The organism is Serratia sp. H402Y (assembly GCF_051172415.1).
GTDB classification, from domain to species: Bacteria; Pseudomonadota; Gammaproteobacteria; order Enterobacterales; family Enterobacteriaceae; genus Serratia; species Serratia ureilytica.
Genome location: NZ_JBPIYZ010000002.1, coordinates 236,035 through 249,254, shown reverse-complemented (window position 1 = coordinate 249,254; position 13,220 = coordinate 236,035). Strand labels below are relative to the sequence as shown.

General features: G+C 61.8%; 11 protein-coding genes. 8 read left to right on the top strand and 3 right to left on the bottom strand.

Annotation, left to right across the window (positions count from 1 at the left end):
- The first annotated feature begins 134 nt into the window (after positions 1 to 134).
- Positions 135 to 866: a purine-nucleoside phosphorylase gene (deoD, locus tag ACSBQS_RS15105; protein ID WP_004933059.1), complete on the top strand. Its 732-nt coding sequence runs from the start codon at positions 135 to 137 to the stop codon at positions 864 to 866.
- A 137-nt stretch (positions 867 to 1,003) separates the two neighbouring features.
- Entirely contained in the window at positions 1,004 to 2,347 is a 1,344-nt protein-coding gene (yjjJ, locus tag ACSBQS_RS15100) for a type II toxin-antitoxin system HipA family toxin YjjJ (RefSeq protein ID WP_197666601.1), read from the top strand.
- 1 nt (position 2,348) lies between these two features.
- Here yjjJ and ACSBQS_RS15095 read toward each other — a convergent pair whose 3' ends face one another.
- Entirely contained in the window at positions 2,349 to 3,032 is a 684-nt protein-coding gene (locus tag ACSBQS_RS15095; RefSeq protein WP_122004213.1) for a YtjB family periplasmic protein, read from the bottom strand.
- 110 nt (positions 3,033 to 3,142) lie between these two features.
- Here ACSBQS_RS15095 and serB point away from each other — a divergent pair, with 110 nt between their 5' ends.
- From serB to ACSBQS_RS15075, 4 genes are all read left to right on the top strand, one after another.
- Positions 3,143 to 4,120 (top strand): phosphoserine phosphatase, encoded by a 978-nt coding sequence (gene serB, locus ACSBQS_RS15090; RefSeq protein ID WP_197666600.1) that lies wholly within the window; start codon positions 3,143 to 3,145, stop codon positions 4,118 to 4,120.
- Between the two features lie 19 nt (positions 4,121 to 4,139).
- Positions 4,140 to 5,525: a DNA repair protein RadA gene (radA, locus tag ACSBQS_RS15085; protein WP_434991030.1), complete on the top strand. Its 1,386-nt coding sequence runs from the start codon at positions 4,140 to 4,142 to the stop codon at positions 5,523 to 5,525.
- 58 nt (positions 5,526 to 5,583) lie between these two features.
- The gene (nadR, locus tag ACSBQS_RS15080; RefSeq protein WP_033641798.1) at positions 5,584 to 6,858 is read left to right on the top strand and encodes a multifunctional transcriptional regulator/nicotinamide-nucleotide adenylyltransferase/ribosylnicotinamide kinase NadR; all 1,275 of its coding nucleotides are present in this window, start codon (positions 5,584 to 5,586) and stop codon (positions 6,856 to 6,858) included.
- Between the two features lie 133 nt (positions 6,859 to 6,991).
- Positions 6,992 to 8,425, top strand: a complete 1,434-nt coding sequence (locus tag ACSBQS_RS15075) for a glycosyltransferase family 39 protein (protein ID WP_198774583.1) — start codon at positions 6,992 to 6,994, stop codon at positions 8,423 to 8,425.
- 31 nt (positions 8,426 to 8,456) lie between these two features.
- On the opposite strand, the gene ACSBQS_RS15070 is transcribed toward ACSBQS_RS15075, so the two are convergent.
- Positions 8,457 to 9,458, bottom strand: coding sequence for a zinc-binding alcohol dehydrogenase family protein (locus tag ACSBQS_RS15070; protein ID WP_072626700.1), 1,002 nt, complete (start codon positions 9,456 to 9,458; stop codon positions 8,457 to 8,459).
- A 97-nt stretch (positions 9,459 to 9,555) separates the two neighbouring features.
- Between ACSBQS_RS15070 and ACSBQS_RS15065 the strand changes: the two genes are divergently transcribed.
- Together ACSBQS_RS15065 and ACSBQS_RS15060 are read left to right on the top strand one after the other, a co-directional pair.
- Positions 9,556 to 10,467, top strand: coding sequence for a LysR family transcriptional regulator (locus tag ACSBQS_RS15065; RefSeq protein ID WP_033641801.1), 912 nt, complete (start codon positions 9,556 to 9,558; stop codon positions 10,465 to 10,467).
- A gap of 107 nt (positions 10,468 to 10,574) precedes the next feature.
- Positions 10,575 to 11,480: an AraC family transcriptional regulator gene (locus ACSBQS_RS15060; RefSeq protein ID WP_033651700.1), complete on the top strand. Its 906-nt coding sequence runs from the start codon at positions 10,575 to 10,577 to the stop codon at positions 11,478 to 11,480.
- Positions 11,481 to 11,510: 30 nt separating this feature from the next.
- On the opposite strand, the gene ettA is transcribed toward ACSBQS_RS15060, so the two are convergent.
- The gene (ettA, locus tag ACSBQS_RS15055; RefSeq protein WP_025159620.1) at positions 11,511 to 13,178 is read right to left on the bottom strand and encodes an energy-dependent translational throttle protein EttA; all 1,668 of its coding nucleotides are present in this window, start codon (positions 13,176 to 13,178) and stop codon (positions 11,511 to 11,513) included.
- Positions 13,179 to 13,220 lie beyond the last annotated feature (42 nt).

Sequence of the window (13,220 nt, the reverse complement as noted above, 5' to 3'; positions counted from 1 at the left end):
TCACGCGTGAACCCCAGTCGCTTACTCAAGTAAGCGACTGGGGATTCACCCGCCAGCTGCCTGGCTGCAACTCGAAATTCAAGGCTTGGACGTTTGACGTTTTTATTAAATAAGATTTCTAAAGGAAGAAAATTATGGCTACGCCGCACATTAATGCTGAGATGGGTGATTTCGCTGACGTAGTACTGATGCCGGGCGACCCGCTGCGCGCAAAATACATCGCCGAAACCTTCCTGGAAGGCGCGGTGGAAGTGAACAACGTGCGCGGCATGTTGGGCTTCACCGGCACCTACAAAGGCCGCCGCATCTCCGTAATGGGCCACGGCATGGGCATTCCGTCCTGCTCCATCTACGCGCGCGAGCTGATCGCCGAATTCGGCGTGAAGAAGATCATTCGCGTGGGGTCCTGCGGCGCGGTGCGTGACGATATCAAACTGCGCGACGTGGTGATCGGCATGGGCGCGTGCACCGACTCCAAGGTGAACCGTCTGCGCTTCAAGGACAACGACTACGCGGCGATCGCCGACTTCGACATGGTGCGCAACGCGGTCGACGCGGCGGCGGCGCAGGGCATACCGGCGCGCGTGGGCAACATCTTCTCCGCCGATCTGTTCTACACCCCGGATCCGGATATGTTCCAGGTGATGAAGAAGTACGGCATCCTGGGCGTGGAAATGGAAGCGGCCGGCATCTACGGCGTGGCGGCGGAGCTGTACGAAGAGTTCGGCTGTAAGGCGCTGACCATCTGCACCGTGTCCGACCACATCCTGCGTCACGAAGCGACCACGGCGGCGGAACGCCAGACCACCTTTAACGAAATGATCGTTATCGCGCTGGAATCCGTGCTGCTGGGCGACAAAGCGTAATACCGCGGCGGGCGTCGTCATGGCGCCCGCCCGTCAATCCATTCACTCCGCATGGCCGTTTTTGGCTAACGCTTTACCTTTCTGCCGTTTAACGCTATTACTTCCTCTATCAATCTATTCACCAATCTATTCATCCGATGCTCACCGTTGAACAAGTTTTGCGTCATGGGCCGGCCACGGCTCGTCAACTGACAGAAGCGTTGGGCATCAGCCAGCCGACGCTATCGCGCCGTATCCGCGAACTGGCGGGCGCTGTATTGATCCTCGGTAAAGGCAGAGCGACGCGCTATGCGTTGCGACGCGGGATCGGAGGGGAGAGGCAGTTTCCGCTGTATCGGGTTGATGAACGGGGCAAGGCGCACCTGTTTGCCACGCTGTGCCCGCTGTATCCTGCGGATAACTGTGCGGTGTGCGATGAGCGCAGCGGTGAGTGGCAGCTCTATGACGGCCTGCCATGGTATCTGAATGATCTGCGGCCGATTGGCTTTCTCGGGCGAGCCTGGGGCAAAGCGGCGGCACGCGAGTTGAATTTGCCGGAGGATGTGCGGCGATGGGATGAAGGCCAACGCCTGTTGGCGCTCTGCCGTTATGGCGAAGACATGACTGGCGATTTGCTGCCTGGCGCCGACAGCTATCAGCGTTGGTTGATGCGGGATACTGCCGTCGCTGTTGCGGCGGAAGATAAAATCGAGCATTACGCCGCATTGTCTGTCCAGGCGCTGGCCGGGGAGTTGGTGGGTTCCTCCGCCGGTGGCGAACAACCCAAATTTGCCGCCTATGCTGAGCTGACGCCTGGGCATCGTGCGCATGTTTTGGTGAAGTTCAGTCTGGCGCCGACGCATGTCGTTGCACAGCGCTGGAGCGATTTGCTGATCGCCGAGTCGCTGGCGTTGCAGACGATCGCCGCTGCGGGATTGCCTGCCGCAACGGCGCAAATTCTGTTCGGTGCCGATCGGCAATGCTTTTTAGAGGTAGAGCGCTTTGATCGCATCGGCGAAGAAGGGCGGGTGGCGATGGTGTCGCTGGAGGCGCTGGATGCCGAGTTCAGCGGCAGCGGCCATGCCAACTGGGTCGTGGCGGCTAATCGGCTATTGCAGCAAGGCGTGATCGATCACTCTGCCTGCCAACGGATTGCCCTGTATTGGGCCTTTGGCCGATTGATAGCCAATAGCGATATGCACCAGGGAAATCTGTCGTTCTTGCGGCCAACGCAGCGGCCGGTCACGTTGGCGCCTTTGTACGATATGCTGCCGATGGCTTTTGCCCCAGCAAGCAGCGGCAATCTGCGCCATGACGCGGTGGAGATCCGTTTGAGCAACGAGGTGAGCGGCGCTGTCTGGCGGCAAGCGGAGCTATTGGCTCTCGAGTTCTGGCGGCGAACGGCGCAACATGACGACATCAGCGAAGCCTTCCGCGCGATTGCCGAGCAAATGCTGGCGCAGCTGCAGAAGTTGCACGAACGCATTCAACGCCTGGCCTGAATTACCCCTGCTTAGGCGTTTCCTGTTTTTTCTCCGGCGCATCGTCTTCATCGTCTTCCACCGTATTGCCTTCTTCCAGTGGCGTGTTGGCGGTCAACAGGTAGGGCGACTGCTGCCAGCGGCTGCGGCGGTGTTGCAACAGGGTACGCGCCAGAATGATGCCGATCGCCAGCGCCAGCAGGATCATCAGGCGCAGCAGGTTGGTGGTGTTGTCCACCTGCTTGGATTCGGTCGCCAGCACGTGGGTGTCGAGGGTGATGCGGATAAAGCCGATCGGGCCGTCTTTGCCCTGAATGGATTCGACCAACTGGTGGTTGAAGTAGCTGCCGGCGCGTTTGCCGTCGAGCGACAGGCGATCGCGTATACTTATCTGTTCCCCGGCGTGGGAGACCAGCGTGCCGTCCAGCTGATACACGCTGACGTCGAGAATGCGGCTGTGATCGGTGAGCTGCTTGAGGATGGCGTCGATGCGCGGGTTGTTGCCGTCGTCGTCCAGCAGCGGCGCTAGGCTGTAGGCGACCTGTTTGGTCAGCGTCTGCGCCAACTCTTCCACCTGCTCGGATCGCGCCATTTGGTGACTCAGGCTAAAATAAGAGGCGCCCTGCATCAGCAGCACCAGCAAAGCCAGGCAAATCAGGATAATAGCGGTGCGGTGCAGGCGAAATTTCAGTTTAGCGCGAGCCATGCAGGTTCCTTGGGCATCGGGGACACTTTATGTTGCCAGAACCGCTGGCGATAGGATAGCTTGATGCGTCGTTTTATCATGCAGCGTTTTTGTCCATTCAGGAGTCAATGATGTCAAACAGTCTGACCTATTGCGATCTTCCGGCGGAGATCTCTCAATGGCCGGGTCTTCCCCTTTCGCTCAGCGGCGACGAAGTGATGCCGCTGGACTACCGGGCGGGCAATACCGGGTGGCTGTTATATGGCAGGGCGCTGGACAAGGCGCGCATTACCCAATTCCAACGCAAGCTGGGCGCGGCGATGGTGATCGTCACCGCCTGGGGCGTGGACGACTATCAGGTGGTGCGGCTGGCGGGCACCTTGACGCCGCGCGCCAAGCTGCTGGCGGCGGAGAGCGGGCTGGATGTGGCGCCGCTCGGCAAAATCCCGCACCTGCGCACGCCGGGGCTGCTGGTGATGGACATGGATTCAACGGCGATCGAGATCGAGTGCATCGATGAGATCGCCAAGCTGGCGGGCGTCGGGGAGCAGGTGGCGGAAGTGACCGAACGCGCGATGCGCGGCGAGCTGGACTTTACCGCCAGCCTGCGCCAGCGCGTCGGTACGCTGAAAGGGGCCGACGCCAACATCCTTAAGCAGGTGCGCGACGAGCTGCCGCTGATGCCGGGGCTGACCAGCCTGGTGGGCAAGCTGCAGGCGATGGGCTGGCATGTGGCGATCGCCTCCGGCGGTTTCACCTACTACGCCGAATACCTGCGCAACCGGCTGCGGCTGGTGGCGGCGGCGGCCAACGAGCTGGAGATCCGCGACGGCAAACTGACCGGCGAAGTGCTGGGGCCGGTGGTGGACGCGCAGTTCAAAGCCGATACGCTGCTGCGGCTGGCGGAGAAGCTGGAGATCCCGCTGGCGCAAACCGTGGCCATCGGCGATGGTGCCAACGATTTGAAAATGATGCAGGCGGCGGGGCTGGGCATCGCCTACCACGCCAAACCGAAAGTGTATGAAAAAGCGCAGGTATCGATCCGGCATGCGGATTTGATGGGCGTGCTGTGTATTCTCACCGGCAGCCTGAAACACGAAGTGCGATAACGAAAGATTGAGGTAAGACGTGGCAAAAGCGGAAAAACGGGCATTTGTGTGCAATGAGTGCGGGGCGGACTATCCGCGTTGGCAGGGGCAGTGCAGCGCCTGCCATGCCTGGAACACCATCACGGAAGTGCGTTTGGCCGCGTCGCCCACTGCGGCGCGCAACGATCGCCTCAGCGGCTATGCCGGCGACGCCGGTGTCAGCAAAGTGCAGAAGCTGTCGGAAATCAGCCTTGAGGCGCTGCCGCGCTTCACCACCGGCTTTCTCGAGTTCGATCGCGTGCTGGGCGGCGGTGTGGTGCCCGGCAGCGCGATTCTGATCGGCGGCAACCCCGGCGCCGGCAAGAGCACCCTGTTGCTGCAGGTGCTGTGCAAACTGTCCGAACAGATGAAAACCCTGTACGTCACCGGCGAGGAATCGCTGCAGCAGGTAGCGATGCGCGCCCACCGTCTGGGACTGCCGACCGGCGGCCTGAACATGCTGTCGGAAACCAGCATCGAGCAGATCTGCCTGATAGCTGAGCAGGAACAGCCGAAGCTGATGGTGATCGACTCGATTCAGGTGATGCACATGGCGGACATTCAGTCTTCCCCGGGCAGCGTGGCGCAGGTGCGGGAAACCGCCGCCTATCTGACGCGCTTCGCCAAGACGCGCGGCGTGGCGATCGTGATGGTCGGCCACGTCACCAAAGACGGCTCGCTGGCCGGGCCGAAAGTGCTGGAACACTGTATCGACTGTTCGGTGCTGCTGGATGGCGACGCCGATTCCCGCTTTCGCACCCTGCGCAGCCACAAGAACCGCTTCGGCGCGGTCAACGAGCTGGGGGTGTTCGCCATGACCGAACAGGGGCTGCGCGAAGTGAGCAACCCTTCGGCTATCTTCCTCAGCCGCGGCGACGAAGTTACCTCCGGCAGTTCGGTGATGGTGGTGTGGGAAGGCACCCGGCCGCTGCTGGTGGAGATCCAGGCGCTGGTGGATCATTCGATGATGTCCAACCCGCGCCGCGTGGCGGTGGGGCTGGAGCAGAACCGGTTGGCGATCCTGCTGGCGGTGCTGCACCGGCACGGCGGGCTGCAGATGTCGGATCAGGACGTGTTCGTCAACGTGGTCGGCGGGGTGAAGGTCAGCGAGACCAGCGCCGATCTGGCGCTGCTGATGTCGCTGGTCTCAAGCCTGCGCGATCGGCCGCTGCCGAACGATTTGGTGGTGTTCGGCGAAGTGGGGTTGGCGGGGGAGATCCGTCCGGTGCCGAGCGGCCAGGAGCGGATCGCCGAAGCGGCCAAGCACGGTTTCAAACGCGCCATCGTGCCGCACGGCAATATGCCGAAAAAGCCGCCGGCCAATATGCAGGTGTTCGGGGTCAAGAAGCTGGCGGACGCGCTGGACGTGCTGGAAGGGTTTTATTAATGTCGCCGACGGCGAGAAAGATATGCTATTTTGTTTAGCATACTAAACGGAGGTGGCCATGCCGCAATTTGATTACCTGAAGACGTCCATCAAGCAAAAGGGCTGCACGTTGCAGCAGGTGGCGGATGCCAGCGGCATGACCAAAGGCTATCTCAGCCAGCTGTTGAACGACAAGATCAAAAGCCCGAGCGCGCAAAAGCTCGAGGCGCTGCACCGTTTTCTCGGGCTGGAGTTCCCGCGTAAAGAGGTCAAAGTCGGCGTGGTGTTTGGTAAATTTTACCCGCTGCACACCGGCCACATCTATCTGATCCAGCGCGCCTGCAGCCAGGTGGATGAGCTGCACGTTATCTTGTGCCACGACGAGCCGCGCGACCGTGAGCTGTTCGAGAACAGTTCGATGTCGCAACAGCCGACGGTCAGCGATCGCCTGCGCTGGCTGCTGCAGACCTTCAAGTACCAGAAAAACATCCATATCCACTCGTTCGACGAGCAGGGCATCGAACCGTACCCGCACGGCTGGAACGTGTGGAGCGACGGCATGAAGGCCTTTATGGAACAGAAAGGCATCGTGCCGAGCTTCATCTATTCCAGCGAAGCGCAGGATGCACCGCGCTACCGCGAGCATCTGGGCATCGAAACCATTTTGGTCGACCCCGAACGGTCGTTCATGAACATCAGCGGCAATCAGATCCGTCAGGATCCGTTCCGTTATTGGGATTACATCCCGACCGAGGTGAAACCGTTCTTCGTGCGCACCGTGGCGATCCTCGGCGGCGAGTCGAGCGGCAAATCGACGCTGGTCAACAAGCTGGCCAACATCTTCAACACCACCAGCGCCTGGGAATATGGCCGCGATTACGTGTTCTCGCACCTGGGCGGCGACGAGATGGCGCTGCAGTACTCCGACTACGACAAAATTGCCCTCGGGCAGGCGCAATACGTGGATTTCGCGGTCAAGTACGCCAACAAGGTGGCGTTTATCGATACCGATTTCGTCACCACCCAGGCGTTTTGCAAAAAGTACGAAGGGCGTGAGCATCCCTTCGTGCAGGCGCTGATCGACGAATACCGCTTCGATCTGGTGATCCTGCTGGAAAACAACACGCCGTGGGTGGCGGACGGCCTGCGCAGTCTCGGCAGCACCGCCGATCGCCTGGCGTTCCAGCGCCTGCTGGAGGAGATGCTGCGCGCCAACAACATCGAGTACGTGCACGTTGAGTCCAGCGATTACGAAGAGCGCTTCCTGCGCTGTGTCGAGCTGGTGCAACAGCTGCTGGCGGCGGACGCCGGTCGGCTGGCGAATGCGCCCGCCCAGCGCCACGCCGCAGGCTGAGAAAAATTAGCGTAATGTGCGATCGCGCGGCAGAAACGGCCGCACGGACGCACATTTAAAGGCCTGTTTAAACATGGTTCATTCGGTAGCGACTACGTTAAGGTTTTCTTTACAATAACGCTCAGAAGAAGACATGTCTTATCGCTTACTCGCTCTCTGGTTGATCTGCTATGCCGCAGCCTGGACGCTGCTGACCGTTCATCTCGATCCTACCCTGCCTTACGACGCCGTCGAGGCGCTCAATTGGGGCCTCAACGGCGAGTGGGGCTCACCGAAAAATCCTTGGTTGGTCGGTGCGGCGATGCAGCCGGCGATCTGGCTGTCGTGGCTGCCGCTGAACGTTTACTGGTACGGCGGGCACTTCATCGCCATCGCCATCGGCATGTTGGGCGTCTGGCTGTTGGCGCGCCGCCTGAGCGGCAGCACTTCGCTGGCCTGGATGGCGCTGCTGACGCTCAACCTGTCCGGCATCATCAATTTCGACATCATTCCCTACAACGACAACTACCTGTTGGTGATGCTGTGGCCGTGGATGGCGCTGTTCTTCCACATGGCGATTTCCCGTTCGGCCAACTGGTGGCCGGCCTTCGCGTTGGCCGCCGGTCTGGCGATGATGGCGAAGTATTCGACCTTCGCCTTCGTCTATTTCGCGGCGCTGTCGACGCTGTTCGTGCCGCAGATCCGTCGCTGCTATCGCCAACCGCAGTTCTATCTGGCGGTGGCGATCTGGCTGGCGCTGGTGTTGCCGAACGTATTCTGGCTGTGGAACCACGACTTCGCCGCCTTTAAGTGGGTGGATTCGCAGATCAAGATGCAGCTCAATCTCGACATGCTGCAGTCGCTGCTACTGGTGTTCTATCCGTCGCTGGTGCTGTGGTGGATCCTGCGCCGCAGCGGGGCGGTGCTGGCCTGGCCGAAAGCCTTGCCGATGCGGGTGCTGCTGTGGATCTACCTGCTGCCGCTCGGCATCATCACCTTCTGGTTCTCCTTCAACGTCGGCGGCCGCTTGACCGAGTGGCTGCAGCCGTTCTTCATGCTGGCACCCGCGCTGCTGGTCGGCTGCGTGCGTCAGCCGCCGGTGCGTTCGCTGCGGGCGGCGACTATTGGGCTGATGTGCGCGGCGCTGGCGGTCTATCTGGGGTATGCCGCGGTGATGCTGGGCAACGTGCGCAATGCCGGTCAGAAGATGGTGGGCATCAAGGCGTTCAGCGCCGGGGTGGAACAGCTGTGGCAGGAGCGGTATGGCGTCAGTCTGCGTTACGTCGGCGGCGAATACCTGTCGCAGTGGATGACGGTGTATGCCGGTTCCCGGCCGCAGACCATTACGCGCTGGTCAAATCATACGCGGCCGAACATCTACAACGTCAACATCAGCTATCCGCAGATTGCGCAGCATGGCGTCGCCTTGTTCGGTCGGTTGGGTGAAGACTGCGCGCACAGCGACTTCGGCGGCGAACTGGCCCACTGGCCGAAGATGCGCCTCGACTGGCAGCAGACGCTGACCTTCCGCGCCGATCCGCAGGCCGATGAGCAAACGCTGTGCGTCGGTTTCGTTCGTCCGCAATAACGGCGGCGCAGAACGCCGCCGCGATGCGAACTCAGTAAGCGATAACCAGCTTGCCTTGCATATGGCCGCCGAGCAGCTGTTGGTGCGCGGCGGTCAGCGTGTCTACCGACAGCCCGTGCAGGGTTTCGCTCAGCGTGGTGCTCAGCTTACCGTCGTCCAGCAGTTGCGCCACCTGCTGCAGGATCCGGCCTTGCTGCGCGATGTCCGGGGTGGTGAACATGCTGCGGGTGAACATGAATTCCCAGTGCAGCGCGGCGCTTTTCAGTTTCAGCGCGTTTTGATCCAACGGCTGCGCGTTCTCGACGATGGTGCAGATATGGCCGAGCGGCGCGATCAGTTCGGCCATCGCCGGCCAGTGGCCGTCGGTATCGTTCAGACAGAGGATGTAATCCACCTGCTCGATGCCGTGTTGCGCCAGGTTGCCCTTCAAATCGCGGTAGTCCACCACCAGGTCGGCGCCCCGCTCGCGGCACCAGGCGGCGGATTCCGGCCTGGACGCGGTGGCGATCACTTTCACCTTGCTGCGCAGCGCGGCCAGCGGAATGGCCAGCGAGCCGACCCCGCCGGCGCCGCCGATGATCAGCAGTGTCTTGTGCTCGGGCGCATCCTGAATGTTCAGGTGCTCGAACAGCGCCTCCCAGGCGGTGAGGGCGGTGAGCGGCATGGCGGCGGACTCCGCCCAGTTCAGGCTGCGCGGTTTGTGCGCGGCGATGCGAGAGTCGATCAGTTGGTGGCTGCTGTTGCTGCCGGGCCGGGTGATGTCGCCGGCGTACCACACTTCATCGCCGGGCTTGAAGCCGCTGACGCCGCTGCCCACGTCCAGCACGATGCCGCTGGCGTCCCAGCCGAGGACGCGCGGCTGCTGCAGGCCGCTTTTCTGCAGACCGGCGTGTACTTTGGTATCCACCGGGTTGACCGAGGCCGCTTTCACTTCCACCAGCAGATCGTACTGGCCGGGCACCGGCATCTCCGGTGAGATTTCGATGAAACCGGCGGGGTTCTGCGGGTCTACGGCAATGGCTTTTATCGACATGATTGTGCTCCTTTCAAATGATGTCCCCAGTGTAGACCCGCAGCAGTGGGGTGATAAGATGGACAATATCTAACTGAGTGTTCGTCAGAGGTGAACAATGGAGTTCAAACAGCTGCAGGACATGGCGCTGTTCGCGCTGGTGGCGGAGTGCGGCAGTTTCACCGCCGCCGCGCAGCGTGTCGGGTTGCCGAAGTCCAGCGTCAGTCAGCGCATCAGCCAGCTCGAACAGACGCTGGGGCTGCGTTTGCTCAACCGCACCACGCGCCAGCTGAACCTGACCTTCGCCGGCGAGCGCTATCTGGAACACTGCCAGGCGATGATGTCCGCCGCCGAGCGGGCCGATCTGGCGCTGCAGCGGCTGCGCGACAACCCGAGCGGCCGCCTGCGCATCTCGACGCCGGCCGGGTTGGGGGCAACCCTGGTGGCGCGGCTGGCGGCGGATTTTCAGCGCCAGTACCCGGACGTATCGCTGGAGGTGTCGGTATCCGACGCCATGGTGGATCTGGTGCAGGAAGGCTTCGACGCCGCGCTGCGCACCGGCAAGCCGCAGGATTCTTCGCTGATCGGCCGCCGCCTCGGGTATGCGCCGCGCTATCTGCTGGCTGCGCCGTCCTATCTGGCGCAGCACTCGCCGATCGAGCACCCGCAGCAGCTGCAGCAACATCGCTGCATTGCCCACCGCGCCTGGACGGCCTGGAACCTGCGCTGCGGCGACGATTATTACCGCTGGCAGCTGCCGCTGGCGCACACCACCGACAATCTGCTGTATGCGCGCGAATGCGCTATCGCCGGCGCGGGGATCACGCTGCTGCCGGCGTTTCTCAGCCGCGAGGTGGTGGCGCAGAAGCTGTTGGTGGAGGTGTTGCCGGCCTGGCGCGCAGAAGGGAATGAACTGTATCTGGTCTACCCGAGCCGCAAGCTGAATTCCCCGGCGCTGGCCTGTTTCATCGATGTGGTATTGCAGCACCCGGCGTTTGACGACTACGCGCGCGAGCTGACGCGGGAGTAGGCCTGGCAGATGACGCCGACGCCTAATTTCTGTCGCCATCGTCCTAAAACCTTTGGCTGGAGCATGGCGCGGGCTATGCTCATGAAAGGGGCTTAGGGGGAGAGGGTATGGATCCGTTATCGGAAGTGCTTGCGCCATTGAACAGCCAGAATGCGTTTTTCGGCGGCCTGAAGGCCGGCGGCGACTGGGCCGTTCATTTTCCTGCGCCGCAGAGCGGGAAATTCAACGCGGTGGTGCGCGGCGGCTGTTGGCTGGCGGCGGAAGGGTTGGCCGAACCGCTGCGGCTGGCGGCCGGCGACTGCTTGCTGCTGACCCGCAGCCTGCCGGTCACTGTCGGCAGCGATCTGTCGCTGCCGGCGCTCGATGCTGACGTACTTTATCTGCAGGCGAAAAATGGTGTGGCGAGCTGCGGCGAGGCGGAGGATTGCCTGTTTATCGGCGGGAGTTTTACCTTCGGTGAGGAAGTGGAGCGGTTGTTGGGGAGTTTACCGGCGTTGATGGTGATCCGAGGCGGCACCGAAGAGGCCGCCGTGTTGCAATGGGCGTTGCAGCGGCTGGCGGACGAGCTGTTAAAGCCTTCGCCGGGTAGCGCGCTGATGACGCATCACCTGGGGCAAATCATGTTGACCCAGGCGCTGCGGATTTACCTGACGGGGGAGGAGGGCGCGGCCTCCGGCTGGCTGCCCGCCTTGTTCGATCCGCGCATCGGCGCCGCGATGCAGGCAGTACACGCCGATCCAGCCCGTCGCTGGACGGTGGCGTCATTGGCCGATGCGGCGAGCGTTTCCCGTTCGACGTTGGCGCTGCGCTTCAAGCAGAAGGCGGGAATGGCGCCGCTTGAGTATGTGTCGCGTTGGCGCATGTTGCTGGCTGCGCGGGCGCTGCGTACCGGTGTTGAACCGGTATCCATCATCGCGCAACGTTTGGGGTACGATTCCGACAGCGCGTTCAGCCATGCTTTCAAGCGCGTGATGGCGTGCTCACCGCGCGATTATCGCCGGACGCGGGCATAAAAAAAGGCGCCGCATGCGGCGCCTTGGGGATTACTTGGCGATCTTTTTGTACTTGATGCGGTGCGGCTCGAGCGCATCGGCGCCCAGCGTACGCTTCTTGTACTCTTCGTACTCGGTGAAGTTGCCTTCGAAGAATTCCACCTTGCCCTCGTCCTGGTAGTCCAGAATGTGGGTGGCGATACGGTCGAGGAACCAACGGTCGTGCGAGATCACCATGGCGCAGCCTGGGAATTCCAGCAGGGCGTTTTCCAGCGCGCGCAGGGTTTCGATATCCAGGTCGTTGGTCGGTTCATCGAGCAACAGCACGTTGCCGCCAACCTGCAGCAGCTTGGCCAGGTGCAGACGACCACGCTCACCGCCGGACAGCTCGCCCACGCGTTTGCCCTGATCGACGCCCTTGAAGTTGAAGCGGCCGACATAGGCGCGGCTCGGCATCTCGGTGTTGCCGATGCGCATGATGTCCTGCCCGCCGGAGACCTCTTCCCACACGGTTTTCGAACCGTCCATGCTGTCGCGGAACTGATCGACGGACGCCAGCTTGACGGTATCGCCCAGCACGATGCTGCCGGAATCAGGTTGCTCCTGACCGGACATCATGCGGAACAGCGTGGATTTACCCGCGCCGTTCGGGCCGATGATGCCGACGATCGCCCCTTTCGGCACCGAGAATGACAGGTCGTCGATCAGCAGGCGGTCGCCGTAAGACTTGCGCAGGTTGCTGACTTCGACCACTTTATCGCCCAGGCGCGCGCCAGGTGGAATGAACAGTTCGTTGGTTTCGTTACGTTTTTGGTATTCGGTGTTGTTCAGCTCTTCAAAGCGGGCCAGACGGGCCTTGCCTTTGGACTGGCGGCCTTTGGCGCCCTGGCGCACCCACTCCAGCTCTTTCTCGATCGACTTGCGACGAGCGGCTTCGGCGGACGCTTCCTGCGCCAGACGCGCGTCTTTCTGCTCCAGCCAGGACGAGTAGTTGCCTTCCCACGGAATGCCTTCGCCGCGGTCCAGTTCGAGGATCCAGCCGGCCACGTTATCCAGGAAGTAGCGGTCGTGGGTGATCGCCACGACGGTGCCTTCGAAGTCGTGCAGGAAGCGTTCCAGCCAGGCCACGGACTCGGCGTCCAGGTGGTTGGTCGGTTCGTCCAGCAGCAGCATGTCCGGCTTTTCGAGCAGCAGGCGGCACAGCGCGACGCGGCGGCGTTCACCCCCGGACAGATGGGCGATTTTGGCGTCCCAGTCCGGCAGGCGCAGCGCATCGGCAGCGCGTTCCAGCTGCGCGTTGAGGTTGTGACCGTCGTGCGCCTGAATGATCTCTTCCAGGCGGCCCTGTTCGGCGGCCAGCTTGTCGAAGTCTGCGCCTTCTTCCGCGTACAGCGCGTACACTTCGTCCAGGCGTTTTAGCGCGCCGACCACTTCCGCCAGCGCTTCTTCCACCGACTCACGCACGGTGTGTTCGAGGTTAAGTTGCGGCTCCTGCGGCAGATAACCGATCTTGATGCCCGGCTGCGGGCGCGCTTCCCCTTCGATATCGGTATCGATGCCGGCCATAATGCGCAGCAGGGTGGACTTACCGGCGCCGTTCAGGCCCAGTACGCCGATTTTTGCCCCAGGGAAGAAGCTCAGGGAGATGTTTTTCAAAATATGACGCTTCGGCGGTACCACTTTGCCGACGCGGTGCATGGTATAGACGTATTGAGCCACGTTGCTCTAAGCCTCTCTATATCAGTATTTATAGGATGTCTG